This window comes from Pseudomonas sp. LRP2-20 (assembly GCF_024349685.1).
Lineage (GTDB): Bacteria > Pseudomonadota > Gammaproteobacteria > Pseudomonadales > Pseudomonadaceae > Aquipseudomonas.
The window spans coordinates 3,558,590-3,583,308 of record NZ_AP025944.1 but is presented as its reverse complement, the minus strand read 5'-3'; the positions used below and the strand labels follow the sequence as shown (position 1 = coordinate 3,583,308).

Sequence of the window (24,719 nt, the reverse complement as noted above, 5' to 3'; positions counted from 1 at the left end):
CGCATGCCGAGGCGGACAACAAGAACAAGACGTGAGACATGCCATGAATACTGTGAACACCGTGCTGATCGTAGGCGGCGGGATTGGCGGGCTATGCGCTGCCATTGCCCTGCGCCGCAAGGGCATCGCCGTCGACCTGGTCGAGCTGAAGACCGAGTGGACCGTCTACGGCGTCGGTATCATCCAGCAGAGCAACGTGGTGCGCGAGATGCATCGCCTGGGCCTGCTCGATGCCTATCTCGACGCGGCCTATGCCTTCGAGGACGTGGCCATCTACACCACCGAGGGCCAGCAGTTGGCGCGCATTCCCGGGCAGCGCCTGGCCGGCCCGCATTATCCGGCCAATGTCGGCATTTCACGCCGTGCCCTGCACAAGGTGCTGAGCGAAACCGCCATCGAACTGGGTACCCAGGTGCGCCTGGGCACCTCGGTGGAACGCTTCGAGCAGGACGACAGCGCAGTGGATGTGCTGTTCAGCGACGGTAGCCACGGCCGCTATGGGCTGGTGGTCGGCGCCGACGGGCTGTTTTCGAAGGTGCGCGGCCTGTTGTTCGGCGACCGTTATCAGCCGCGCTTCACCGGGCAGTCGGTATGGCGCTACAACTTCCCGCGGGCTGCTGGCATCGACCACCTGGCCAACTACCAGGGGCCTTCGGGCAACGCCGGCCTGGTGCCGCTGGCCGATGACCTGATGTACCTGTTCACCACCTCCCACGAGCCAGGCAATCCCTGGATGGAGCCCGCCACCCTGGCCGACGGCCTGCGTCAGCGCCTGGCCGGTTTTGGTGGGCTGATCGGTGAGCTGCGCTCGCAAATCGTCGACCACGCCGACGTGGTCTACAAGCCGCTGGAGGCCGTGTTCGTCGATGAGCCCTGGTATCGCGGCCGTGTCCTGCTGATTGGCGATGCCGCACATGCCACCACGCCGCACCTGGGGCAGGGCGCGGGCATGGCCATCGAAGACGCGGTGGTGCTGGCCGAAGAGCTTACCGCTGGCGACAGCCTGGATGCTCAATTGCGGCGCTTCATGGACAGGCGTTTCGAGCGCTGCAAGTACATCAGCGAGATGTCGCTGCTGGCCGGCGAGAAGGAAATCCAGCGCGACCGGTCCTTCGACCGTATCGGTCTGGTCAAGCAGATGCTGGAGGTCACCGCGCGGCCGCTCTGATTCCCCGTATCCGCGGCGCCCTGCCTTGCCGGTGCGCCAGGTCATACGCCAACACCGACGCACAAAAACAAGAACAAGAAAGAGGAAACCCCGATGTTGACTCGCAAAGGTGCACCCGCAGGGCCATTGCCGGTGCTCAAGCCCCTCAGCCTGGTGCTGTTCACGCTGGCCACCAGCCAGGCCCAGGCCTTCGAATTCGCCACCGGCAACCCCGACCTGCGGGTGCGCTGGGACAACACCCTGAAATACAGCGCCGCCTGGCGTACCCAGGACGCCAGCAGCAAGCTGACCGAGGGCCAGACCGCGCTGAACCTGGACGACGGCGACCGCAACTTCGACAAGGGCCTGATCTCCAACCGGCTGGACCTGCTGTCGGAGCTGGACATCACCTACCACAACATCGGTGCGCGGGTCAGTGGTGCGGCCTGGTACGACGATGTCTACAACCAGGGTACCGACAACCACGACCCCAGCCGCGCCAACAGCTATTCGGTCGACTACGACGAATTCACCGACGACACCCGCACGCTGCACGGGCGCAAGGGCGAGCTGCTCGACGCCTTCATCTTCGGCAAGACCGAGATCGGCAACCTGCCGCTGTCCGGGCGCCTGGGCCAATACGCCATGCAGTGGGGCGAAAGCCTGTTCTATGGCATGAACGGCATTGCCGGGGGCATGGCGCCGGTGGACGTGGTCAAGGGCCTGTCGGTGCCCAATACCCAGTTCAAGGAGCTGATCCGCCCGGTGCAGCAGATCTCCGGGCAGTTGCAGCTGACCCCGGATATCTCGGTGGGGGCCTACTACCAGTTCGAATGGGAGGCCAACCGCTTGCCGGCAGCGGGCAGCTACTTCTCCACGGACGACTTCTTCGGTGATGGCGCCGAGCGCATGTTCGTCGGCTCACCCGTGTTCCCCGGTGGCCAGCCGCTGGCGTTTTTCCACGGCAATGACAAGGAAGCCAAAGATTCGGGGCAGGGTGGGCTGCAGGTGCGCTGGCGTACCGAGACTGTCGACTGGGGCGTGTATGCCATTCGCTTCCACGACAAATCGCCGCAGCTCAACGTGCGCCCGAACTTCGCCAACCTCGACCCGGTCAGTGGCAAGGCTGGCGAGTTCTACTGGGTGTACCCCGAAGGCATCGAGGCGCTCGGCGCCAGTTTCTCCACCACCCTTGGCAACTTCAACCTCGCTGGCGAGTTGTCCACGCGCTGGAACCAGCCGCTGGCCTCCACCAACCAGCATGCGCTGGCCGTGGGCGAGGCGATCGACAACGACAACGACCCGCTGTACGCCACTGGCCGCACCCTGCACGCCAACTTCTCCTGGCTGGCCAGCCTGGAACCGAACTTCATCGCTGCCGAGTCGAGCTTCCTCGGCGAGATTGCCTGGAACCGGGTGATGAGTGTCAGCAAGAACGCTGATGCCGTCGACCCCAATGCCGACCGCGACGCCACCAGCCTGCGCCTGGTGTTCGAGCCGATGTACCGGCAGATCCTGCCCGGCCTCGACCTTTCGGTACCGCTCGGCGCGAGCTACACCAACGGCGCATCGATGGCCCTGGGCACCGGTTTTGGCAGCGATCACGGCGGCGACCTGAACATCGGCCTGAAGGGCAATTACCTCAATACCTGGAGCCTGGGCCTGACCTACACGCACTACTACGGCCCCGAGAACACCTTCCTCGACACCGACAACCACTACACCTTCGAACAGTCGCTCAAAGACCGCGACTTCATCGCCTTCACTGTCAGCCGCACCTTCTGACCGAGGACTACCCGATGAAACACAACAATAAAGTCGTTTCCCTGCTCACTGCCCTGAGTGCCTCGCTGCTGTTCGCCCACGGCGCCGGTGCCGCGGTGACCGCCGAACAGGCGGCCACCCTCAAGACCACCCTGACGCCGCTCGGTGGCGAGCGCGCGGGCAACGCCGACGGCAGCATCCCGGCCTGGAACGGTGGTTACACCCAGGCCGACCCGGCCTACAAGGACGGCGGCAAGCGTGGCGATCCGTTCGCCAGCGACAAGCCGCTGCTGACCATTACCGCGCAGAACCTGGCGCAATACGCCGACAAGCTGACCCCGGGCATTCAGGCGATGCTCAGGAAGTACCCGGAGAGTTACCGGCTTGACGTGTACCCGACCCACCGCAGTGCGGCTGCACCGCAATCGGTCTACGACGCCACGTTCGCCAACGCCACCAGCGGCAAGCTGGTGGACGGCCCTGCCGGCCCCATGCCCGAAGGCGCGGCCGGGGGCATTCCATTCCCGATTCCGGCCAATGGCGTGGAAGCCATGTGGAACCACCTGCTGCGCTGGCGTGGCGCCTCATGGCACGCCAGCTTCAACCAGTACCTGACCACCGCCGACGGCAAGCATGTACTGACCAACGATTCGCGCGCCGACCTGCAGATGCCCTGGTACCTCCCCGGCGGCAGTGGTGAGAAGGGTGTGTTCTGGTCCATTCGCATGACCAACGACGGCCCGCCACTGCGCGCCGGCGAGGCCATCACCGGCCTGGAAAACCTCAACGCCGACAAAGCCGCCGTGTGGACCTACCTGCCGGGCCAGCGTCGCGTGCGCCGCCTGCCCAACGCATGCTGCGACACGCCGACGCCGGCCACTGCCGGGGTCATGAGTTTCGATGAGTTGTACGTGTTCAACGGGCGCCTGGACCGCTTCGACTGGAAGCTGGTGGGCAAGAAGGAAATGTATATCCCCTACAACGCCAACAAGGTGTTCACCGCCGCCAGCGCCGAGGCGCTCCTCGACCCGCACCACCTCAACCCCGCGTCGATCCGTTGGGAGTTGCACCGCGTGTGGGTGGTCGAGGCGACCCTGAAGCAGGGCCAGCGCCATGTGATGCCGCGCAGCACCTACTACCTCGACGAGGACACCTGGGCCGCCGTGCTGGGTGAGCGCTACGACGCCCGCGACCAGTTGGCCAAGGTGGTCTGGACCTCGCCCGTGGTGCTGCCGGACCTGCCGGGTGTGGTGACCCTCACCAACGGTTTCTACGACCTGCTCTCTGGCGCCTGGTTCGCCGGTGACCTTTTCGCCGGCAAAAGCGAGCAATACCGCATCGTGCCGCCGTACAAGGACTCAGTGTTCACCGCTGACGCCATGGCAGGCGAGGGTGTGCGCTGAGCAGGCGCCTCGTGCCCAGGCTTTACCGACAACAAGAACAAAAGGTTGCGTGCGATGAACAAGATGCTCTATGGCTGGCTGCTGGCAGCCTGTTGCGGGCTGCCCCCGGCCTTTGCCGGGGATGCTGTGGATGTGCTTTCGCAGCCGGCGGTGCAGGGCCCGCAGGCCCTGCATGCGGTGCTGCAGGATGTGACGCGGGCCGGTGCGCGCCTGGTGGCGGTAGGCGAGCGCGGCGTGGTGCTGCTCTCCGACGACAACGGTGCAAACTGGCGCCAGGCCACGGGCGTACCGGTCAGTGTCAGCCTGACCGCCGTGCAGTTCATCGATGCGCGCAAGGGGTGGGCGGTCGGCCATGCCGGCGTGGTGCTGCATAGCGACGATGCTGGCGAGCACTGGACCTTGCAGCTCGATGGCAAGCGCGCCGCGGCTCTGGAACTACAGGCGGCCGAGGCGGCAGCAGAGCCGCGCAGGGTGTCTGCGGCGCAACGCTTGCAGGCCGATGGCGCGGACAAGCCGCTGCTGGCGCTGAACTTCGCCGATGCGCAGCACGGCATGGTCGTCGGCGCCTATGGTTTGGCCCTGCATACCCAGGATGGCGGCCGTACCTGGGCTTCCAGCATGGGGCTGCTGGCCAATGACCGAGGCCTGCATCTGTATGCGCTGGCGCGTCAGGGCTCAAGGTTATACGTCGCCGGCGAGCAGGGCCTGCTGTTGCGTTCGGCTGATGGCGGTGGCCACTTCGAGGCGCTGCAAGGGCCTTACGACGGCAGTTATTTCGCCGCCACCGTGCTGCCCGGTGGCCGGCTGCTGGTGGGTGGTTTACGCGGTTCGCTGTTCGCCTCCGATGACGGCGGCGACAGCTTTCAGGCGCTGGCCAACCCGGTTCCGGCGTCGCTCAACGGCATGCGCGCCACCGGTGGCCAGCTGCTGTTCGCCAACCAGGCCGGGATGCTGCTGCGCAGCCGCCTCGACCGCTTTGCCGCGCAGCCCTTGGTGGTCTCCGACGGCCTGCCACTGACGGCAGCGACCACGGCTGCCGACGGCGCCATCGTTGCTGTCGGCATGGCCGGAGCACGCCGCCTGGACACTTCTTCCATTACCACCACGACGGACTGAGCCATGCACGCCATGAATTCACCTGTGCCGTCCAGCGGCCGTCTCGATGACTTCGACAGCACGTCCGGCTCGCTGCTGGAGCGTGCGCTGTTCAACCATCGAGCACTGGTCCTGCTGCTGTGCCTGGCAGCGACCTTGCTGCTCGGCTGGCAGGCCACGCGCCTGACCCTCAATGCCAGCTTCGAGAACATGATCCCCCGTGATCACCCGTTCATCCACCACTATCTGCAGCACCGCCAGGAACTGGCCGGCCTGGGCAACGCCGTGCGCATCGCCGTGGCCAACCCACGTGGCAGCCTTTACGACAAGGACTACTTGCACAGCCTCCAGCAGCTCAACGATGCGGTGTATCTGCTGCCAGGTGTCGACCGGGCGGCGATGAAGTCGCTGTGGACCCCGTCCACCCGCTGGACCGGCGTGACCGAGGAGGGCCTGGAAGGCGGGCCGGTGATCCCGGACGGCTACGACGGTGGGGAGGCGAGCCTGGCAGCGCTCAAGCGCAACATCGAGCGCTCCAACGAAATCGGTCAGCTGGTGGCCTTCGACCAGCGTTCCAGCATCATCTACGTACCGCTGCTGGAGCACACCCCGGACGGCCAGGCCCTGGATTACACGGCCTTCGCCCACGATCTGGAGAACCTGCGCCAGCGCTTCCAGGCCCAGGGCGTGGAGATCCATATCACCGGCTTTGCCAAGGTGGTCGGCGACCTGATCGACGGCCTGCGGCAGATCCTGCTGTTCTTCGCCGCCGCCATCGCGATCACCGCCGTGGTGCTCTACGGCTACACCCGCTGCGTGCGCAGCACTGCGCTGGTGGTAGTGTGCTCGCTGGTGGCGGTGGTCTGGCAGCTCGGGCTGCTGCCGCTGCTGGGCTACGCGCTTGACCCGTACTCGGTGTTGGTGCCGTTCCTGGTGTTCGCCATCGGCATGAGCCACGGTGCGCAGAAGATGAACGGCATCATGCAGGACATCGGCCGTGGCATGCATCGCCTGGTGGCGGCGCGCTTCACCTTCCGCCGGCTATTCCTGGCCGGACTGACCGCGCTGCTGTGCGATGCCGTCGGCTTTGCCGTGCTGATGATCATCCAGATCCAGGTCATTCAGGACCTGGCGGTCATCGCCAGCCTGGGCGTGGCGGTGCTGATCTTCACCAACCTGATCCTGTTGCCGGTACTGCTGTCCTATGTCGGCGTCAGCTCCCGCGCCGCACGGCGCAGCCTGGGTGACGAAGAGGCACAGGCGAGCGGGGCGCGCAAGCATGCGCTGTGGCGTTTCCTCGACCTCTTCACCCAGCGTCGCTGGGCGGCCCGCTGCATCGCCGTGGCTGCGCTGATGGCCGCTGGCGGCTACGCCGTGAGCCTGCACCTGAAGGTCGGTGATCTCGACGCCGGTGCCCCTGAGCTGCGCGCCGATTCGCGCTACAACCGCGACAATGCCTTCGTCACCCGGCACTACGGTGCCAGTAGCGACGTGTTCGCGGTGATGGTGCGCACCGCGCCCGGTGGCTGCTCGGCCTACCCGACGTTGAAGCGCGTGGATGAGCTGGACTGGCAACTGCGCGGCCTGCCAGGTGTGGACACGACCAACTCGCTGGCGCTGCTCAACCGCCGGGTGTTGGTCGGCCTGTCCGAAGGCAGCCCGAAGTGGTACGAACTGGTCGACAACCAGGCGACCCTGAACATGGTCACTGCCAACGCCCCGCGCGGGCTGTACAACGACGATTGCAGCCTGCTGACGCTCTACGCCTACCTCACCGACCACAAAGCCGACACCCTGCAGCGAGTGGTGGACAGCGTTCAGGCGTTCGCCCAGGCCAACGACAGCGAGCAGGCCAGTTTTCTCATGGCAGCCGGCAGTGCGGGCATCGAGGCGGCCACCAACCAGGTGGTGAAACAGGCCAACCGCGACATGCTCTGGTGGGTCTATGGTGCCGTGATCCTGCTGTGCCTGGTGACCTTCCGCTCCTGGCGTGCGGTGCTCTGCGCGGTACTGCCGTTGATGCTCACCTCGGTCCTCTGCGAAGCGCTGATGGTCGCCCTGGGCATTGGTGTGAAGGTGGCGACCCTGCCGGTGATCGCTCTGGGCGTTGGCATCGGCGTCGATTATGCCCTGTATGTGATGAGCATTGTGCTGGCCCAGCTGCGTCAGGGCGCGAGCCTGTCCGAGGCCTATTACCGGGCGCTGCTGTTTACCGGCAAGGTGGTGATGCTGACCGGTATCACCCTGGCCATTGGCGTTGGCACCTGGATCTTCTCGCCGATCAAGTTCCAGGCCGACATGGGCGTGCTGCTGGCGTTCATGTTCGTCTGGAACATGGTCGGTGCGCTGATCCTGTTGCCGGCGCTGGCCTACTTCCTTTTGCCGCAACGCCAGACCTGTGAGCAGCAGGCCCCGGCGCTCGAACCCAAGCAGCGTCACCTCGAACAAGACGCCCGCTTTCGCTCGCTCAAGGAGATCAGCCATGGTCGCTGAACGCACTGCAGGCAGCGCCCAGGCCGGGCTGCTGCTGTTTGGCAGCTGCCTGCCCGTGCTGGGCGCGGTGCTGATTGCACCGGTGCTGCCACGCATGCAGGCGCATTTCGCCGAGACACCGGGCGTTGCTGTGCTGGTGCCAGTGGCGTTGACACTGCCGGCGCTGGTGATCGCCTTGCTGGCGCCGCTGGCGGGTGTTCTCGCTGACCGTATCGGGCGGCGTCCGTTACTGCTGGCGAGCATGCTGCTGTACAGCCTTTGCGGGCTTTTACCGCTGTGGCTGGACTCGCTGGGGCTGATCGTTGCCAGCCGCGCCGGTATCGGCCTGGCAGAAGCCGGCATCATGACCTGCTGCACCACGCTGATGGGCGACTACTTCGATGGCCGGCGCCGGGAGCGGTTGTTCGCTTTGCAGATGGTGGTCACCTCGTTGTCGGCGGCGGTGTTCATGGGGCTGGGCGGCGCCCTGGGCGAAAGCGGCTGGCGCCTGCCGTTCGCCCTCTACGCCGTAGGCATGCTGTGCTTGCCGCTGATGGCCATGTTGCTGTGGGAGCCTCGTGCCTGCCCTGTTGCGCCTGCAGCGACGGCAGCTGCGCGGTTTCCATGGCCCGCCCTGGCACCCTTGTACCTGCTCACCGTGCTGGCCGGCATCAGCCTGTTCATCGTTCCGGTGCAGGCCGGTTACGTGCTGCAGTTGTTGCAGGTCGATGCGCCCGGGCAAGTGGGCCTGGCCATGGGCGCCAACCAGCTTGGCGTGCTGGCCGGCGCCCTGGCCTTTCGCCTGCTGACGCGTCTGCCGGCGAGTTGGCTACTGGCCCTGGGGTTCGCCACGGCCGGGGCGGGGGGTGGCCTGATGGCGCTGGCGAGCAGCCACGCCCTGGTGGTGCTGGCGGTGCTGGCCAATGGCGTGGGTGTTGGCCTGCTGCTGCCGACGCTGATCACCCGGGTGATGCAACAGGTCGGCTTCGACCAGCGTGGCCGCGCCACGGGCGGGTTCACTGCGGCCATTTTCGCGGGTGAGTTCATCAGCCCCTTGCTGGTGTTGGCGCTGACGGCTGGCGTGGCGGCGCAATTGCCTCACGCGTTGCTGCTGGTCGCCCTCGGCCAACTGCTGCTGGCGCCGACGTGCCTGCTACTGATGCGCCGTGGTCGTGCGGTGGCGGTGGTAGGTGCCCGATGAGCGAACTGTTCTCTCTGGGGGGCAAGACCGCCCTCATTACCGGCGCCACCCGTGGCATCGGCCTGGCCATTGCGCGTGAATACGGGCGTGCCGGTGCGCGTATCGCCATCAGCAGCGAGAGTGCCGAGGACTGTGCACTGGCCCTGGCACAACTGGCGCAGGAGGGGATCGAGGCCATCGCCCTCATCGCCGACCTGCGCGACGCCGTGGCCGTGCAGCATCTGGCAGACCGCTGCCTGGCGCACTTCGGGCGGCTGGATGCGCTGGTGTGCAACGCCGGTGTCGCGCCACACCTCGGGCCCCTGGCCGGCGCTGGCGATGCCGATTGGGAGCTGACCTTCACCGTCAACCTGCGCAGTGCCGTGTGGCTGACCAGTGCCTTGCTGCCGGCCATGGCCGACGGTGGTGGTGGCAGCGTGGTGCTGATGGCCAGCATCGCCGGCGTGCGCGGCAACAAGGCCCTGGGCCTGTACGGACTGTCGAAAGCCGGGCTGGCGCAGCTGGCGCGCAACCTGGCAGTGGAGTGGGGGCCGGCGAACATCCGTGTCAATGCCATCAGCCCTGGGGTCATCGACACCGAATTCGCTCGCCCGTTGACCGACAACCCCGAGGTCCTGCAGCGCCGCCTGGCCCTGACGCCGCTGCGCCGGGTCGGGCGCCCCGAAGAAGTGGCGGCCCTGGCGTTGTTGCTGGCGGCGCCGGGTGGCGCCTTCATCAGCGGACAGAATCTTATTGTCGACGGTGGCACGACCATCGGCGACGGCAATTGAAAGGAGACAACATGCAAGCGCTTCCTGCATTCAAACGTGTGGTCACTGGCCACGATGCCCAAGGCCAGGCGGTGGTGGCCAGTTGTGGCCCGACACCGAACAACTTCCCGCTCAAGGCGGTGCCCGGCACACTGTTCTACGAGGTATGGAACAGCAACGCCAGCCCGGCGCTGCTGGACAACGGCGACGACCCTACGGCCCAGCCGTTGCAACTGAGCCCTGGTCCGCTGGGCAGTGTGATCCGTGTGGTCGACATCCCGCCGGACAGTGTGCAGAACCAGGTCAGCGCCGAAGCGGCAGCGGCAGCTTTCGCCGAGATCGGCGAGGCCAGTGCCGGGACGGGCAAGGCCGATTCGCGGCATAAACTGATGCACCGTACCCAGACACTGGACTACGGCATCGTCACCGAGGGCGAAGTCTGGCTGGTGCTGGACGACGGTGAGGTGCAGCTCAAGCGCGGCGACATTGTGGTCCAGCGCGGCACCAACCACGCCTGGAGCAATCGCAGCGAGCAGATGGCGCGAATGGTCTTCATCCTGCTCGACGGCCGCTATGCAGACGACCTCAAGGAGTTGCTGGCATGAAGCTCGCGTCGCTTGACGATGGCAGCCGCGACGGCCGCCTTTTGGTAGTGGCCCGTGACCTTGGGCGGGCCGCCGATGCCAGCGGCATCGCTGCCACCTTGCAGCTTGCGCTGGAAAACTGGCCCCAGGTCGAAGCCCGCTTGCAAGCGCTGTATCAGCGGCTTAACGACAACGCGGTGGCCGACGCCTTCGACCTTGACCCGACACGGCTGGCCGCGCCCCTGCCGCGCGCCAGTCAGTGGCTGGACGGCTCCTGCTTCCTCAGTCATGGCGCTTTGATGCAGAAAGCCTTCAACCTCGAACCGATCGAGGGGGTCGAGCACACGCCACTGATCTACCAAGGGGCCAGTGACGACTTTCTCGGCGCTCGTGCGGACATCCCGTTGCCCAGCGAAGCCCATGGTATCGACTTCGAGGGCGAGTTTGCCGTGCTGCTCGATGACGTGCCCATGGGGTGCCCGGCGGAACAGGCCTTGCAGCATGTGCGCCTGGTGCTGCAACTCAACGACGTCAGCCTGCGCGCCCTGGCACCGCGGGAAATGAAGACCGGTTTCGGCTTCCTTCAGGCCAAGCCTGCCACTAGCTTCGCGCCGGTCGCGGTGACCCCGGATGAGCTTGGTGACGCCTGGCGCGATGGCCGGGTGCACCTGCCGCTGCACGTGGCGTGGAACGGTGAGTGGTTTGGCCATCCCCATGGCGGCGCCATGCACTTCGGTTTCCATCAGTTGATCGCCCATGCCGCGCTGACGCGGCGCTTGAGCGCTGGCACGCTGGTCGGCTCGGGTACCGTTTCCAATGCTGATCGCAGCGTAGGGTCGGCCTGTATCGCTGAGCGTCGCGCCATCGAGACCATTGCCTCAGGTGCACCGCGCACCGCCTTCATGCGCTTTGGCGACCGTGTGCGCATGGAGGCCCGGGGGGGCGAGGACCAGGTCCTGTTCGGTGCCATCGATCAGCGCGTCGTGCGGGGAGGTTGGCCATGCGCGTAATGGTCACCGGCGCCAACGGATTCGTCGGTCGCCAGCTGGTGCAGCGCCTGTTGCAGACGGGTGAAGTGCGCGGGCGGCGAATCGAGGCGTTGCTGGTGCTGGACCAGGCGCTGGACGGCTTGCCCGAGGATGCGCGGCTGCGCCGCCATCACGGCAGTGTGACCGACACCGCCTTGCTGCGCCGGGTGCTGGCCGATGGTGTCGATGTGGTGTTTCACCTGGTCAGTGTGCCCGGTGGTGCGGCCGAGGCGCAGTATGAGCTGGGTTATCAGGTGAATCTGCAGGCCAGCCTGGAGCTGCTCAACCAGTTGCGCAACCCCCTTTGCCCGCCTGTGCTGGTATACGCCAGCAGTGTCGCGGTGTATGGCGGCGAGCTACCGACACGCATGGACGAAGACCAGCCGGCTTCACCGCAGCTGTCCTACGCGGCGCACAAGCGCATGGTGGAAATCGCCTTGCAGGACCTGGCCCGACGCGGTGAGGTCGATGGCCGTGCAGTGCGGTTACCCGGCATCGTCGCCCGGCCGCACGAACCCAACGGTTTGCGCTCGGCGTTCATGAGCGACCTGCTGCATGCCTATGCGGCAGGGGAGGCCTACACCTGCCCGGTTTCAGCCGACGCGTGTGCCTGGTGGATGTCCGCGCGCTGCTGCGTGGACAACCTGCTGCACGCGGCAGAACTGGACGCCCCTGGCAGCCAGCGCGTTTGGCAACTGCCGGTGTTGCACCTGTCCATCGCCCAGGTACTCGCCGGCCTGGCAGAGCGTTTTGGCGAGGCCAACCTCGCGCGCATTGCCTTTGACCCCGACCCGCAACTCGAAGCCCTGTTCGGCCGCTATCCCTCACTGCGCAGCCGACTGGCGCGCGAACTGGGCTTTTGCCATGACGGTTCGGTCGCCGGACTGTTACGCAATGCCCTCGACCTGCCAACGCGCCGCAGCCGCAACGTGGCCATTCACAAAGGATTTCTCGCATGAGCCTGAACAAACGTCGCTTGCTGGACTTGTCCGTTACCCTGGACAACAACCCTTACACCGATCCACCGCCGTTGCTGCCGAAAATCGACTATATGGACCACCAGCAGGGCTGGCCGGAAATGGCGGCCATGTTTCCCGGGCTGCGCAAGGAAGACCTGCCAGGCGAAGAGTCCTGGGCAGCGGAACGCCTGCAGATCACCACCCACAGCGGTACCCACATGGATGCGCCGTGGCACTATGCGTCGACCACCAACGGTGGCAGGCCGGCCTTCGGTATCGACGAACTGCCACTGCAATGGTGCCTGCAGCCGGGTGTGAAGCTGGACTTTCGCGATCTGCCGGATGGCCACGTGGTCACGGCCGCCGAGGTCGAGGCCGAGCTTGCGCGCATCGGCCATGCATTGCAGCCGCTGGATATCGTGCTGGTGAACACTCGGGCCGGCAGCCTGTTCGGCCAGCCCGGCTACCTGGAGGCCGGGGTCGGCATGGGGCGCGAGGCAACGTTGTACTTGCTGGAGCGCGGGGTGAGGGTGGTCGGCACCGACGCGTGGAGCTGGGACGCGCCGTTCAAGTACACCCGCGCACGCTTCACTGAAACGGGCGATGCCTCGCTCATCTGGGAGGGGCACAAGGCCGGGCGTGATATCGGTTACGGGCAGATGGAGAAGCTGGCCAACCTCGAACAGCTGCCTTCAAACGGGTTCCTGGTCAGTTGTTTCCCGTACAAGATCCGCCATGCCTCTGCCGGTTTTGTGCGGGCGGTAGCGATCTTCGACGAGGGTGCGGCGCCGTAGTCTTCGAGCAACGGCTAGCGCCCCAGCAGCTGCCCCACCAGCCACTGCCCGGCGGGCCCCAGCGCCCGCTGGCGTGACCAGGCCACATCCATGGCCACCCGCCGCGGGTAGCCCGCCATCGGCAACTCCACCAGGCCACTGCCGAAGCGCGCCACCAGCGCCCTGGGCAGTTCGGCCCAGCCGAAGCCGCGCACGGCGAACTCCAGCAAGGTCAGGTAGTCCGGTGCCGACCAGGCCTGGCCGTGGCCATGGGGCAGGCTCGGGGCGTAGGTCTTGATGTACAGCTGGCGTTCGTTCTCCAGATGTTCAGGCTGCAGCGCCGGCAGCTTCGCCAGCGGGTGTTCACTGCTGACATAGAGGCAGAACTCCGCCTGCTCGGGCAGGCGCGCCACGCTGACATCCGCCGGGTAACGGCTCTGCGCGGCGAGGATGCCGATGTGCGCCAGGCCTTGCTGCACCAGGTCGATCACGTCGGCGTCTTCGGAGGGGCCGCAGCGCAGTTCGGTGTGCGGGTAATGCTCGGCGAAGCGGCCCATCGCCGCGCCCTGAAAGGTGACGCTGTAACTGTCGGACATCACCACCGACACCAGCGGTTCGACCTGATCAGCCAGGCGCACGGCCAGAGCGTCCAGCTTGGCGCTGGCATCGAGGATCGCCTCGACATGGTTCAGCACCTGATGGCCGGCAGCATTGAGCGTGGGGTGGCGGCCTGCACGGTCGAACAGCGGGCAACCGATGTCGGCCTCGAAGTTGGCGATGGCGATGCTGATGGTCGACTGGCTCTTGCGCAGCTTGCGTGCGGCCGCGGAGAACGAACCAAGGGCGGCGGCCTCGACGAAGGCGACGAGGGCTTCGGGTGAGTAGCGCATGGGTATCGATAAATGCTATGGACGCAGTGCCATGAGTATCGATCCTGTCAACGTGCCAGGCAAGCATGAGCCGAGGCAGGTGCGTGTCGCCCTGGGTTACAAAGCATCCGCACCGGATTGCGCAAGCATTCAAGGCTGAGTGACGCAGCCGCCCATTATCTGCAATCGATCGTACAGCGATGCTTGCCTCAGCTGCGTCGTTTGGCCGGTTTTCGCACGGGCTTGTCTTTGCCTGGCATGTGCAGGTAGGACATTACGCTTTCGGTCAACTCGGACGCCAATTGCACCGCTTCGGTGTTGCGGGCCATCACCCCGGCGACCAGTGCTTCGATAACGGCCAGCACGGCGCCGTTGGAGCTGATCAGCACAGGGTGGTCGGCCGGGGCAAACAGCGCATGCTCGGCGATGCTGGCCAAGGGCGAGGCGGGCGAATCGGTTATCGCCAGCACGGTTGCCCCGCGTTCGCTGGCAAAGCGCGACAGTTGCAGCGTGTCGAGCGAGTAGCGCGGCAGAGAAATCGACAGCAATACATCCTGTCTGGTGATGGACGCCAGGCGGTAAGCGGCGTTCTCGTTGCCACCTTCCATGCTCACCGCCGTGGCATCGGCGCAGAATGGCACCAGGTTGGCTGCCGCCAGGCCGGCCATGTATGCGCTGTTGCCAAAGCCGAGTATGTAGATCTTGCGGGCCTGGGTCAGGCAACGGACAAACGCTTCGAAGGTGTCGGCGGTGTTGTTGCTGCCGGTGGTGTGCAGGTTGCCGGTGGCGATCTGAATCTGCTCGTGCAGGCCAAAGGTGCCGTCCGGGCGTTGTGCCAGTTCATTGCGCAGCTTGTCCACCGGCGACACCATCTGTTGCAGGGTACTCACCAGTTCGGCTTTCAGCCCGGTATAGCCGCCCATGTCGATGGCTTTGGCCAGACGGTTGACGGCGGCCGCCGAGGTGCAGGTTTCAACGGCCATCTCCTCGATGGTCAGCGTCGCCGCTTTCAAAGGGTGACGCAGGATGAAGTCTGCCACCTTGCGCAGCGAAGGTTGCAGGTGGGGGGCGGCCTCCGCCAGCTTGCGCATCACCGGGGCAGCGTAGATGGTCAGGTTCTTGGCAGATGTCGGCATTGGGGTCGGCACGTTGGAGGAATGGGCGTACGCGCCTGGTCGAGGCGGTCCAGGCAAAGACCGCAGTGTATCCCAAGCAGGGCGCCAATGTAGCGCCCTGCAGGGCGGCATGCCACAGCCTACTTCAGGCTGCCGGCCAGAAACTGCTGCAGGCGCTCTGAGCTGGGCCGGGCCAACAGTTCACGCGGGCAGCCGCTTTCCTCCACGCGGCCCTGGTGAAGGAACAGCAACTGGTTGGACACTTCCCGGGCAAACCCCATCTCGTGGGTGACCACCACCATGGTGCGACCTTCCTGGGCAAGGTCGCGCATGACCTTGAGCACCTCGCCCACCAGCTCCGGGTCCAGCGCCGAAGTCGGTTCGTCGAACAGCATGACCTCCGGCTCCATGGCCAGGGCGCGGGCGATCGCCACACGCTGTTGCTCTCCACCGCTCATGTGGCCAGGGTAGGCGGCTTGGCGATGGCCAACCCCGACTTTCGCCAGATAGTGCTCGGCCCGTTCGCGGGCTTCTTTCCTGCCCACACCCAGCACGTGCACCGGCGCTTCCATGACGTTTTCCAGCGCCGTCATATGTGACCACAGGTTGAAATGCTGGAAGACCATCGACAGGCGTGAGCGCATGCGTTGCAGTTGCCTGCTGTCCGTGGCGCTGAGCGTGCCACGGGACCTGTGCGGCGCCAGTTGCAACTCCTCGTTGTTGAGCAGGATGCGCCCGCCGTGCGGTTCTTCCAGCAGGTTGATGCAGCGCAGGAAGGTGCTCTTGCCCGAGCCGCTGGAGCCGATGATGCTGGTGACATCACCGGCCTTGGCTTTCAGGGAAACGCCCTTGAGCACGTCGTGGGTACCGTAGCGTTTGTGCAGGTCTTCGATTTGCAAGGTGTACATGGCAGGGGCTCTCTTGTTGTCAGTCGGTAAGCAGGCGGCCGTGGCGCACCGGGTGTGCGCCGGCGACCTTGGCCAGCCACAGGCCGGGCTGGGCGTAGCGCAAGCGCTCGCGGGCGTAGAGAACCCCGGCGGTGGTGGCGTGTACCACAGAGTGCTGGTCGCTGATAGGGTCGATCACCTCGAACAATGGGTCGCCTGCATCGACCCGCTTGCCCAGGGGTTGCAGGAAACTCACCACGCCCGGGTGCGGCGCACAGGCGTACTGCGCGCCGGAGAACGGGGTGGCGTCACAGCATGTCGAAGGTGCGGCGGGCCAATCGCCGCTGAGCAGGCCCTGATCGGCCAGAAAGCCCAATATGGCTTCGGCACTGTGCTGCACCTGGGGGCGATCGGTATCGGCCATGCCGCGCAGTTCGACCGTGGTGGCGACACAGGCCAGTGGGATGCGGGCGTGCCCGAACTGTTCTGCCAGGCGCAGCCAGGGCAGGGCACAGGCTTCATCGAACGAGCTGCCGCCGCTGTCCTCGGCCAGCAACACCGCGCCTGCGCCCAGGCGCGCAGCCAGCGGTTTGAGGGCTGGCCACAGCTGGGGCAGGGCGTACAGCAGCACGACCGACTCAAAGTCGCAATGCAGGTCGAGCACCACGTCTGCGTCGCAGGCCTGTAGCAGCAGTATCCGGCGCAGGCCCTCGAGTGCCGAGGCCGCTGGCGGCATCGCGCTGATGGCCTCACGCATCAGGCGGCGAACCAGCGCGATGTTGTGCCGCGCATCGTCACCCAGGCGGCCTTCGAGCTGTGGTGAGATCAGTGCTGCCAAAGCAGCAAAGTCGCGGTTGAAGTTGTGCCCGCTGGCCAGGTCGAAGCGCCCCTGGTGAGTGGCCTGAAAAACCTGCCCCAGGCCGATCGGGTTGGCTACCGGCACCAGCTCGATCACGCCTGCCAGGCGGCCTTGGCGTTCCAGTTCGAGCAGGCGCTGCTTGAGCTCCGCTGCGACGCGCATGCCGGGTAGTTCATCGGCATGCAGGGCTGCCTGAATGTAAGCTTTGCGCGGGCCGCTGCCAAAGCGGAACACCGAGACCCGACGTTCCATGCCAGCGCTGCTCCAGGGCAGGGTGTGTTGAATATGTTCCATGTAGATCTCTCAGTTCTTGCGCGGGGCCAGGTGGGCCAGCCAGCGGCCTTCTGCCAGTTTGAACAGGCGCACCAGGATCAAGGTCAGGCACAGGTAGAACAGCCCGGCAGTGACGAAGGCCTCGAACGGCATGTAGTAACGCGAGCTGACGGTCCTGGCCACACCGGTGATGTCGACCAAGGTGACGATCGAGGCGAGCGAGGTTGTGTGCAGCATCATGACGACTTCATTGCTGTACTGCGGCAGTGCACGGCGCAGTGATGACGGCAGCAGGATCCGGCGGTACAGGGTGATGCGTGGCATGCCCATGGCATGGGCCGCTTCGATCTCGCCAGGCGGCGTGGCCCTCAGGCTGCCGGCGAGAATCTCGGCACTGTAGGCACTGGTGTTGATGGCGAACGCCAGGCAGGCGCAGAAGGTGGCGCTGGAAAGGTATGGCCACAGCACGCTGGCGCGCACTGCCTCGAACTGCGCCAGGCCGTAGTAGATGAGAAACAGCTGTACCAACATGGGGGTGCCACGAATGACGTAGGTGTACAGCCATGCCGGGGCGCTGAGCCACGGCTTGCGTGATACGCGCAACATCGCCAGCGGGATGGCCAGCGCCAGGCCCGCGGCGAGGGCAATCAGCAGCAGTTTGAAGGTCACCAGCACACCGCCTGCAAAGAGCGGCAGGCTGTCGGCGATCAGCTTGAAATCCAGCACGGGAGCGTCCTCAAAGTTCGGCCAGACGGGTGCCGACGCTGTAGCGCTTTTCCACCAGGCGCAGGATGAGCAGCGATACGCTGGTGAGCGTCAGGTACAACGCGGCAACGGTCAGGAAGAAGGTGAATGGTTCGTGGGTAGCGTCGGCCGCGCTCTTGGCCTTGAACATCATGTCCTGCAGGCCAATCAGCGATATCAGTGCCGTTGCCTTGGTCAGCACCAGCCAATTGTTGGTGAAGCCGGGCAGGGCGAAGCGCACCATCTGCGGCAGCAGCACTCGCCTGAAGACCTGCATGCCTGTCATCCCATAGGCCGCGCCAGCTTCGGCCTGCCCTCTGGGAATGGCCATGAAGGCACCCCGGAACGTTTCCGAAAGATAGGCACCGAAGATGAAGCCCATCGTGCAGACCCCTGCGATGAACGGGTTGATATCGATGTAGCGAGGGTGGCCGAGCAGCGGCGCGACACGATTGATCAGGTCCTGGCCGCCGTAGAAGATCAGCAGGATCAGCACCAGGTCAGGTATGCCGCGGATGACCGTGGCGTAGCCTTCGCCAAGCACTGCCAGCCACTTCAAGGGCGACAGGCGACATACCGCGCCCAGCAAGCCGAGGGCGATCGCCACTGTCATGGAAATCAGGGCCAGGCTCAGCGTTAGCCAAGCCCCCTGGAGAATGGTCGGGCCGTAGCCGTGGAGCATGGTCGGGCCTCTTACTTGCCGTAGATGTCGAACGCAAAGTACTTCGCCTGTACCTGCTGATAGGTACCGTTGGCGCGAACCGCGTCGATGGCTGCGTTGAGGCGGGCGGCGTGTTCGCTGTCACCCTTGCGCACGGCAATGCCTGCCCCCTTGCCGAAGTAACGCGGGTCGTTGAAGTCGGGGCCGACCAAGGCGAAGCCCTTGCTGATGGGGGTCTTGATGAAGCCTTCGCTGGTATTCACGATGTCTGCCAGTGTCGCGTCCAGGCGGCCGGCGGCCAGATCGAGGAAGGCTTCGTTCTGCGAGGCGTAGCGCACCACTTCGATGCCGGCGGGTTCGAACTGGTCAGAGGCGAAGCGGTCGTAGGTCGATGCGCGCTGTACGCCCACCTTCTTGCCCTTGAGGTCCACCAACGGATCGTTCACCACGCTGCCGGCCTTCATCGCCAGCTTGCCAGGCGTCTGATAGTACTTGTTGCTGAAGTCCACCGACTTCAAACGGTCCTCGGTAATCGACATCGATGACAGTACCGCATCGATCTTGCGCACCTTCAGCGAAGGGATCAGCCCGTCGAACTCTTGCTCGACCCACTCGCATCTGACCTTCATTTCTGCGCACAGGGCATTGCCGATGTCATAGTCGAAACCGCTGATCTTGCCTTCGGGGGTCTTGAAGGCGAAGGGCGGATAGGCCGCTTCGATACCGATGCGCAGGGTATCGTCGCTGGCGGCGGTGATGCCACTGACGGCGCTGAGTGCCAGCGCGCCGAGAAGTACGATCTTGTTCATCTTGTTGACTCCTAGCTGGGGCGGATTGGGTGTGCGCGCAGGTCGCCTGGGCGATGGCGTTACCTGGGCCGTTGGTGCGCAGATTTATGACATTATTTTTTTCAGAAATCTACATATGTGAAAATAAATTATCTATATCACTATTGCCTCTGCTGGCCCAGAAGCCTCTAGCTCGAGCCTTGCCGGCCGTTCTCACGTTTTTTGTCCTGGCACCCGTCGGGGGTACGTCAGCGCGCACCGCTTGAAGATACGCTCGCGCTGATATATAAATTTTCAAAAAAGATTATTTGGAAAAGATAATTCCATCACGCGCCGCTAGCCGGCTCACACGAATTTCCATAACAAGAGCAACAATCCATGAACAAGCCGTTGAACACGGGGGCAATGATCGCCGCCCTGATGATTTCCTGTGCCAGTCCGGCCGCTCTGGCTGAAGGCAACTTGCTGGCCGTGGGCGGCATGCTGCGTGCCAGCAACCTTCCGGTCTATGACAAGTTCATCGAACTCGCCGGTGGTCGTCAGGACGCCCGCATCGTCATCGTTCCAACGGCCAGCGGCAGCCTGAGCTCGAGCAATCGCTTCATGGCGGAACTGGTTGCCCTCGGGGTTGCCGCGAAGCGCATCAGCATCGTGGGGGTCGACAAGCTCAACTACCAACGAACCATGAACGATGCCGCAGTGGTCGAGCCGCTGCGCGGTGCCAGCGGCGTTTGGTTCGTCGGTGGCGACCAGGCCCGGATCGCCCGCGCCCTGTTCAACGCCGATGGCTCCCCGTCGCTGCTGATGCAGGCTGTGCGCAGCGTCTATGACCGCGGTGGCGTGGTCGGCGGCACCAGTGCCGGTGCCAGCGTTCTGGGGGCACGGATGCCAACCGCCTTTGGCGTCGTGATGGATACCCTGGACTTCGGCGTGGCCAGCAAAGCAGACCAGCGCGGCACGGCGTTGCTCGAGGGTGCCGGCCTGTTCAAAGGCGGTGTGATCGATCAGCACCTCGATCAGATCGAGGAAACCAGCACCGGGCGTGTCGCGCGCATGGCAGCCTACCTCACCGGGGACAAGCTCACCCGCGGGTTCGGCCTGGACACCAACACCGCCATGTGGGTCAACCCTGAAGGGCAGGTACAGGTGCTGGGCGAGGGCTATCTGACCGTGATGGACGCCAGCCAGGCAGAGAAATCCTTCGGCCTGTATGGCACACGGCTGAGCAATGTGCGCTTGGCCATGCTCAGCCATGGCGATCGCTATGACCTTGCCAGCGGCAAGGTGCAGCCCGCCCCAGGCAAGGCAGCCATTAAGGCCGGTAGCGAATACCTGTCGGGCAACCAGCTGATTACCGACCTTTCGGGCGTATCGGCCATCGACCGGGCTGTGATCTATGGTCTGGCGGATAACACCGCCTCGCGGCAGCTGGGCCTGATGACCCGCTACAACCCGCTCAACGGCTACCACTACGGCTACCGTTTCGAGTTCAGCAAGACGGCTGACTTCAGCGCCTATAGCCAGATGCACGATGCGCTGACCCACTACAGCGTGGGTGGCGTGCGCCTGGATATCCGCCCGGTCAATGCCACCCTCGGCGAGCCCGCAACCAGTGCGCCGACCGACGCCGGCTCGGGCAGCCGCGGCGATGCGATTCGCGCCATCAGTTTCAGGGGGTTGATGACCCTGAACGCCGGCAACGCCTTCGAACCAGGGCGGCCCATCACCCGTCTGGAGCTGGCCAATGCCTTGCAGATGACGCTGGCCGCCGAGCCCAGGCGGGACCGGTTGCCCGCGTTGACCGATGTCGGCGCCGAACACCCGCTGCATGATCAACTCGACGTGGTGCTGTCCAACGGCTGGATGAGCAGCAGCGAACCCTTCTCTGTCAACCAGCTCGTCAGCCGCAAGGAATGGGCGCTGGCCTGCCAGGCGCTGGTAGAGCGTTATCAGGGCATCCAGCTGAGCAGAACCGCGGCGTTGTCGGACATCGGTGGCCTGGACAAGGCCTATGCCGATGCTGCCACCCTGACCGTGGGGGAGGGCTGGCTGCAGGCCGAGCAAGGCCGCTTCAGCCCGCAAGCCCCGGTAACCCGGGCTGAAGTGGCGCAGGTACTGGCCAAGGTCGTCGGGTTGCAACCGCTGTAAGTTGAACCTGGCCGCGCCTGGCCGGGCGCACATCGACCCTCCGTCAATCCACACAAGAGCCCTGTATGAAGATCAGCAGGTTGGAATCGTTCGCCCTGGAAAAATTGCTGCAACCGCAAAGCCCGAAAGCCTTCGCCATCGCCCAGTCGGCGTTCCAGGTTCTGGAGCGCACGCAAACCAAGGCGGGCTTCTATTCGATCATCCAGTTGCCGGCGAGCATGAAGTGCCTGCACGACGATGCCGAGTTGAAGTGGCTGTTCAAGCTCAAGCAATCCAAAGCCAAGGGCTATTTCGTTTGCTGGGCAGAGTCGGCGACCACCTTGTGCCTGGAGGCGGTCATCAGCAAGGGGACGTACCCACCCGAATTTTCACTGGAGCAATTGGCATAGGGCCGATGCGCCTGTCCTGACTGGCGGTGCTAGCCGCCACGTATGCCCATAACAAGAACAATGGAGCAAGCAATGAACGCCGTGAAAGCGACCCTGATCGCAGTGGCACTCGCCTCGACTCACGCCCAGTGGGCAGGTGCTGGCGAACAGCAGGCCTCGAAAGGCTTGATCGAAGACAGCACGCTGAACCTGCTCAACCGCAACTTCTGGATGCACCGCGACTATCGCAATGCCAAGCGCAACACCCGGAATGAATGGGACCAAGGTATCCAGGCGCAATATGTGTCGGGTTTTACCCCGGGCACGCTGGGCTTGGGTTTCGATGTGCATGCATATGGCGGCATCAAGCTCGATGGTGGACGCGGGAGCGTCGGCAACGGGATCCTGCCGGTGGATAGCGATGGTCGTATAGAAGACAGCACCGGCGAATTGGGCGGTGCCGTGAAGCTGCGGGTGTCGTCCACTACCTTGAAGTATGGCGAGCAACGCACCACCGCCCCGGTGTTTGCCACCAGCGATTCGCGTCTGCTGCCGGAGACCGCGACCGGCGTTCACCTGGCCAGCCAGGAGTACGAGCAGCTGTCCGTGGAAGGAGGGCACTTCACTTCGATCAACCGACGTGACTCGAGCAACGCCGATGGTGCTCTGACCAGCGAATACGCAGGCGTGGAAGCGCGCAGCGTCGATTTCATCGGTGCCACCTGCCACGTCACCGAAAGGCTCAGCCTTGCGGCCTACGCCAGCGAAGCCGAAGCGCTCTGGCGCCAGTATTTCGCCAACGTCTACTACACACTACCCTTGGCTGAAACCCAGTCCGCGAGCTTCGACCTGGTCGCTTACAAGACTCGCGATCAGGGCGCTGCGTTGGCGGGGCAACTGGACAATACGGCGTATTCGCTCAAGGGTGCTTACAGTCATGGTCCACACAAGTTCAGCGTGGCGTATCAGAAGATCAGCGGCGATGACTTTTTCGACTACATCGGCGGTGATTCGATCTGGCTGGCCAACTCGGTCCAGTACTCGGACTTCAACGCCCCCAACGAGCGCTCCTGGCAGCTGCGTTACGACCTGAACATGGTGGCCTTCGGCGTGCCGGGGCTGACGCTCATGGCGAGGTATGTGAAGGGCGATCAGATCGACGGTACCCGGGTGGACCCGAACGGCCCGTTCGCGGGGTGGGCGGGAGATGACGAGAAGCACTGGGAGCGCGATCTGGAAGCCCGCTATGTCATCCAGGCCGGTATGGCCAAGGACCTTTCGTTCCGCCTGCGCCAGGCCACCCATCGTTCCACTTCATTCGATAGCGACCTGGATGAAGTGCGGCTGATCGTGGAGTACCCGCTGAGCTTGCTGTAATCCTAGGGGCGATGGATGCAGGCCCCAAGGATTGAAAAGACGATGCCCACGTTCCCAGCGGAAGGTGGGCATCAAAGCGCTGAGGCTCAGGCTTGCTTGGCGCTTGCAGTGGCAGCTGCTTCAGCCTGCTCGTGCTGGCGCTTGCGGCCGATTACCAGTACACCCATGCCGGCCAGGGTGCACAGTGCGGCCAGGGGCATCAATGCCAGGGCGTAGCTGTTGGTAGCGTCGTGGATGGCACCGTAGACGTTGACCATCAGGCCGCCACCGATGAGGTTGGCCATGGCGCCCACGGCGGCCAGCCCGGCGGCAGCGGTGGACGACGACAGCCAGCCGGAGACCAGTGCCCAGAACGGGCCCTTCATCGAATAGGCGCCCACCAGCACCAGGGTCAGCATCATCACCGTAGCCGGCAGCGAGGACGTGAACAGGGTCATCAGCAGGCCTGCGGCGATCAGCAGCATGGTCATCGCAGTGTGCCAGCGGCGCTCGCCGGTGCGGTCGGAGCTACGCCCCCAGATGATCATCGCGACCGAGGCGATGCCATACGGGATGGCATTGACCAGGCCGATCTCCAGCGCGCTGAGGCCGAAGGTTTTCAGCAACTGCGGCGCCCAGACGCTCATGGTGCTGCCCGCGGCGGAAGCGCCCGAGTAGATCAGCGCGAGTACCCAGATATCCTTGTGGCGCAGCAGTTTCCACAGCGAGATATGGCCGATGGCGGTCTTCTTGGCGGCCTCGCTGGCCAGCTGCTGGGTAAGCCAGCCGCGTTGCTCGTCGTTCAGCCACTTGGCCTGTTCGGGGCGGTCGGTCAGCACGAACAGGCAGGCGATACCCAGCAGCACTGCCGGGATGCCTTCGAGGATGAACAGCCAGTGCCAGCCGCGCATGCCCATCCAGCCATCCAGACTCAGCAGCAGGCCCGACAGTGGCGAGCCGATGAAGTTGGCGGCCGGGATTGCCACCATGAACAGCGCCACCATGCGTGCGCGGTAGGCCGACGGCAACCAGTAGGTGAGGTAGAGCAGCACGCCCGGGAAGAACCCGGCTTCGGCGGCACCGAGCAGAAAGCGCATGACATACAGCGAGTTGGCGCCCTGGACGAACGCCGTGCCGGCGGAAATCAGGCCCCAGGTGATCATGATGCGGGCGATCCAGATCCGCGCGCCGTACCGCTGCATGGCCAGGTTGCTGGGCACTTCAACCAGGAAGTAGGAGAAGAAGAACAGGCTGCTGGCGAAACCGAAGACCTTGGCCGAGAGTTCCAGGTCCTGGTTCATCTGCAGCGAGGCCATGCCGATATTGCCGCGATCAATGATCGCGATCAGGTAGCAGACGATCAGAAAGGGCAGCAAGCGCCAGGCAACACGGCGCATGGTGCTGCGTTCGAGGTCGTCCGGCGAGGATGTCACTGAAGTCATGAGGCTCTCCAATTGTTTTTTTTCTGGAGTGACG

Annotated in this window: 22 protein-coding genes; 14 read left to right on the top strand and 8 right to left on the bottom strand. The window is 64.7% G+C overall.

Annotated features, from left to right (window positions below; genetic code table 11):
- The first annotated feature begins 43 nt into the window (after window positions 1-43).
- The 11 genes from OCX61_RS15945 to OCX61_RS15895 all read left to right on the top strand — a co-directional run bounded on the left by OCX61_RS15945 (window position 44) and on the right by OCX61_RS15895 (window position 13,196).
- The gene (locus tag OCX61_RS15945) at window positions 44-1,168 is read left to right on the top strand and encodes an FAD-dependent oxidoreductase (protein WP_261940370.1); all 1,125 of its coding nucleotides are present in this window, start codon (window positions 44-46) and stop codon (window positions 1,166-1,168) included.
- Between the two features lie 93 nt (window positions 1,169-1,261).
- Window positions 1,262-2,932, top strand: coding sequence for a DUF1302 domain-containing protein (locus OCX61_RS15940; protein WP_261940369.1), 1,671 nt, complete (start codon window positions 1,262-1,264; stop codon window positions 2,930-2,932).
- 14 nt (window positions 2,933-2,946) lie between these two features.
- Window positions 2,947-4,314 (top strand): DUF1329 domain-containing protein, encoded by a 1,368-nt coding sequence (locus tag OCX61_RS15935; RefSeq protein ID WP_261940368.1) that lies wholly within the window; start codon window positions 2,947-2,949, stop codon window positions 4,312-4,314.
- A 54-nt stretch (window positions 4,315-4,368) separates the two neighbouring features.
- Window positions 4,369-5,430: a WD40/YVTN/BNR-like repeat-containing protein gene (locus OCX61_RS15930; RefSeq protein ID WP_261940367.1), complete on the top strand. Its 1,062-nt coding sequence runs from the start codon at window positions 4,369-4,371 to the stop codon at window positions 5,428-5,430.
- A 3-nt stretch (window positions 5,431-5,433) separates the two neighbouring features.
- Complete coding sequence (locus OCX61_RS15925) at window positions 5,434-7,902, top strand: efflux RND transporter permease subunit (protein ID WP_261940366.1); 2,469 nt, start codon at window positions 5,434-5,436, stop codon at window positions 7,900-7,902.
- Window positions 7,892-9,082, top strand: coding sequence for an MFS transporter (locus tag OCX61_RS15920; protein WP_261940365.1), 1,191 nt, complete (start codon window positions 7,892-7,894; stop codon window positions 9,080-9,082). Before OCX61_RS15925 ends, OCX61_RS15920 begins: the two co-directional genes overlap by 11 nt.
- Complete coding sequence (locus tag OCX61_RS15915) at window positions 9,079-9,852, top strand: SDR family NAD(P)-dependent oxidoreductase (protein ID WP_261940364.1); 774 nt, start codon at window positions 9,079-9,081, stop codon at window positions 9,850-9,852. The genes OCX61_RS15920 and OCX61_RS15915 overlap by 4 nt, the downstream gene beginning before the upstream one ends.
- Window positions 9,853-9,863: 11 nt before the next feature.
- The gene (locus tag OCX61_RS15910) at window positions 9,864-10,436 is read left to right on the top strand and encodes a cupin domain-containing protein (RefSeq protein ID WP_261940363.1); all 573 of its coding nucleotides are present in this window, start codon (window positions 9,864-9,866) and stop codon (window positions 10,434-10,436) included.
- On the top strand, window positions 10,433-11,425 hold the full coding sequence (locus OCX61_RS15905) for a fumarylacetoacetate hydrolase family protein (protein WP_261940362.1): 993 nt from the start codon (window positions 10,433-10,435) through the stop codon (window positions 11,423-11,425). Before OCX61_RS15910 ends, OCX61_RS15905 begins: the two co-directional genes overlap by 4 nt.
- On the top strand, window positions 11,416-12,402 hold the full coding sequence (locus tag OCX61_RS15900; protein WP_261940361.1) for an NAD-dependent epimerase/dehydratase family protein: 987 nt from the start codon (window positions 11,416-11,418) through the stop codon (window positions 12,400-12,402). Before OCX61_RS15905 ends, OCX61_RS15900 begins: the two co-directional genes overlap by 10 nt.
- A complete protein-coding gene (locus OCX61_RS15895; protein WP_261940360.1) occupies window positions 12,399-13,196 on the top strand; it encodes a cyclase family protein in 798 nt (265 codons plus the stop codon). Before OCX61_RS15900 ends, OCX61_RS15895 begins: the two co-directional genes overlap by 4 nt.
- Window positions 13,197-13,210: 14 nt before the next feature.
- On the opposite strand, the gene OCX61_RS15890 is transcribed toward OCX61_RS15895, so the two are convergent.
- The 7 genes from OCX61_RS15890 to aotJ form a co-directional block, all read right to left on the bottom strand.
- Complete coding sequence (locus OCX61_RS15890) at window positions 13,211-14,065, bottom strand: LysR family transcriptional regulator (protein WP_261940359.1); 855 nt, start codon at window positions 14,063-14,065, stop codon at window positions 13,211-13,213.
- A gap of 188 nt (window positions 14,066-14,253) precedes the next feature.
- Entirely contained in the window at window positions 14,254-15,180 is a 927-nt protein-coding gene (locus OCX61_RS15885) for a MurR/RpiR family transcriptional regulator (RefSeq protein WP_261940358.1), read from the bottom strand.
- A gap of 119 nt (window positions 15,181-15,299) precedes the next feature.
- Window positions 15,300-16,067 (bottom strand): ABC transporter ATP-binding protein, encoded by a 768-nt coding sequence (locus tag OCX61_RS15880; RefSeq protein ID WP_261940357.1) that lies wholly within the window; start codon window positions 16,065-16,067, stop codon window positions 15,300-15,302.
- Between the two features lie 19 nt (window positions 16,068-16,086).
- Complete coding sequence (locus OCX61_RS15875) at window positions 16,087-17,199, bottom strand: succinylglutamate desuccinylase/aspartoacylase family protein (protein WP_261940356.1); 1,113 nt, start codon at window positions 17,197-17,199, stop codon at window positions 16,087-16,089.
- A gap of 9 nt (window positions 17,200-17,208) precedes the next feature.
- Window positions 17,209-17,904: an ABC transporter permease gene (locus OCX61_RS15870; protein WP_261940355.1), complete on the bottom strand. Its 696-nt coding sequence runs from the start codon at window positions 17,902-17,904 to the stop codon at window positions 17,209-17,211.
- Between the two features lie 10 nt (window positions 17,905-17,914).
- Entirely contained in the window at window positions 17,915-18,604 is a 690-nt protein-coding gene (locus OCX61_RS15865) for an ABC transporter permease (RefSeq protein ID WP_261940354.1), read from the bottom strand.
- Window positions 18,605-18,615: 11 nt separating this feature from the next.
- A complete protein-coding gene (aotJ, locus tag OCX61_RS15860) occupies window positions 18,616-19,392 on the bottom strand; it encodes an L-arginine-binding protein AotJ (RefSeq protein WP_261940353.1) in 777 nt (258 codons plus the stop codon).
- Between the two features lie 357 nt (window positions 19,393-19,749).
- Here aotJ and OCX61_RS15855 point away from each other — a divergent pair, with 357 nt between their 5' ends.
- The 3 genes from OCX61_RS15855 (at window position 19,750) to OCX61_RS15845 (ending at window position 23,264) form a co-directional block, all read left to right on the top strand.
- Complete coding sequence (locus OCX61_RS15855; RefSeq protein ID WP_261940352.1) at window positions 19,750-21,519, top strand: cyanophycinase; 1,770 nt, start codon at window positions 19,750-19,752, stop codon at window positions 21,517-21,519.
- Between the two features lie 65 nt (window positions 21,520-21,584).
- Complete coding sequence (locus tag OCX61_RS15850) at window positions 21,585-21,908, top strand: hypothetical protein (RefSeq protein ID WP_261940351.1); 324 nt, start codon at window positions 21,585-21,587, stop codon at window positions 21,906-21,908.
- A gap of 72 nt (window positions 21,909-21,980) precedes the next feature.
- Complete coding sequence (locus OCX61_RS15845) at window positions 21,981-23,264, top strand: OprD family porin (RefSeq protein WP_261940350.1); 1,284 nt, start codon at window positions 21,981-21,983, stop codon at window positions 23,262-23,264.
- A gap of 86 nt (window positions 23,265-23,350) precedes the next feature.
- Here the strand turns inward: OCX61_RS15845 and OCX61_RS15840 are convergent, their stop codons facing one another.
- A complete protein-coding gene (locus tag OCX61_RS15840) occupies window positions 23,351-24,685 on the bottom strand; it encodes an MFS transporter (protein ID WP_261940349.1) in 1,335 nt (444 codons plus the stop codon).
- Window positions 24,686-24,719: the final 34 nt, after the last annotated feature.

Excerpts from the sequence above, each read along its gene's own strand:
- OCX61_RS15925 (WP_261940366.1), top strand. The coding sequence starts at position 5,434 with ATGCACGCCATGAATTCACCTGTGCCGTCCAGCGGCCGTCTCGATGAC.
- OCX61_RS15865 (WP_261940354.1), bottom strand. The coding sequence starts at position 18,604 with ATGCTCCACGGCTACGGCCCGACCATTCTCCAGGGGGCTTGGCTAACG.
- OCX61_RS15875 (WP_261940356.1), bottom strand. The coding sequence starts at position 17,199 with ATGGAACATATTCAACACACCCTGCCCTGGAGCAGCGCTGGCATGGAA.
- OCX61_RS15905 (WP_261940362.1), top strand. The coding sequence starts at position 10,433 with ATGAAGCTCGCGTCGCTTGACGATGGCAGCCGCGACGGCCGCCTTTTG.
- OCX61_RS15890 (WP_261940359.1), bottom strand. The coding sequence starts at position 14,065 with ATGCGCTACTCACCCGAAGCCCTCGTCGCCTTCGTCGAGGCCGCCGCC.
- OCX61_RS15930 (WP_261940367.1), top strand. The coding sequence starts at position 4,369 with ATGAACAAGATGCTCTATGGCTGGCTGCTGGCAGCCTGTTGCGGGCTG.
- OCX61_RS15850 (WP_261940351.1), top strand. The coding sequence starts at position 21,585 with ATGAAGATCAGCAGGTTGGAATCGTTCGCCCTGGAAAAATTGCTGCAA.
- OCX61_RS15855 (WP_261940352.1), top strand. The coding sequence starts at position 19,750 with ATGAACAAGCCGTTGAACACGGGGGCAATGATCGCCGCCCTGATGATT.
- OCX61_RS15880 (WP_261940357.1), bottom strand. The coding sequence starts at position 16,067 with ATGTACACCTTGCAAATCGAAGACCTGCACAAACGCTACGGTACCCAC.
- OCX61_RS15840 (WP_261940349.1), bottom strand. The coding sequence starts at position 24,685 with ATGACTTCAGTGACATCCTCGCCGGACGACCTCGAACGCAGCACCATG.
- OCX61_RS15945 (WP_261940370.1), top strand. The coding sequence starts at position 44 with ATGAATACTGTGAACACCGTGCTGATCGTAGGCGGCGGGATTGGCGGG.
- OCX61_RS15940 (WP_261940369.1), top strand. The coding sequence starts at position 1,262 with ATGTTGACTCGCAAAGGTGCACCCGCAGGGCCATTGCCGGTGCTCAAG.
- OCX61_RS15895 (WP_261940360.1), top strand. The coding sequence starts at position 12,399 with ATGAGCCTGAACAAACGTCGCTTGCTGGACTTGTCCGTTACCCTGGAC.
- OCX61_RS15845 (WP_261940350.1), top strand. The coding sequence starts at position 21,981 with ATGAACGCCGTGAAAGCGACCCTGATCGCAGTGGCACTCGCCTCGACT.
- OCX61_RS15885 (WP_261940358.1), bottom strand. The coding sequence starts at position 15,180 with ATGCCGACATCTGCCAAGAACCTGACCATCTACGCTGCCCCGGTGATG.
- OCX61_RS15910 (WP_261940363.1), top strand. The coding sequence starts at position 9,864 with ATGCAAGCGCTTCCTGCATTCAAACGTGTGGTCACTGGCCACGATGCC.
- OCX61_RS15935 (WP_261940368.1), top strand. The coding sequence starts at position 2,947 with ATGAAACACAACAATAAAGTCGTTTCCCTGCTCACTGCCCTGAGTGCC.
- OCX61_RS15900 (WP_261940361.1), top strand. The coding sequence starts at position 11,416 with ATGCGCGTAATGGTCACCGGCGCCAACGGATTCGTCGGTCGCCAGCTG.
- OCX61_RS15920 (WP_261940365.1), top strand. The coding sequence starts at position 7,892 with ATGGTCGCTGAACGCACTGCAGGCAGCGCCCAGGCCGGGCTGCTGCTG.
- OCX61_RS15915 (WP_261940364.1), top strand. The coding sequence starts at position 9,079 with ATGAGCGAACTGTTCTCTCTGGGGGGCAAGACCGCCCTCATTACCGGC.
- aotJ (WP_261940353.1), bottom strand. The coding sequence starts at position 19,392 with ATGAACAAGATCGTACTTCTCGGCGCGCTGGCACTCAGCGCCGTCAGT.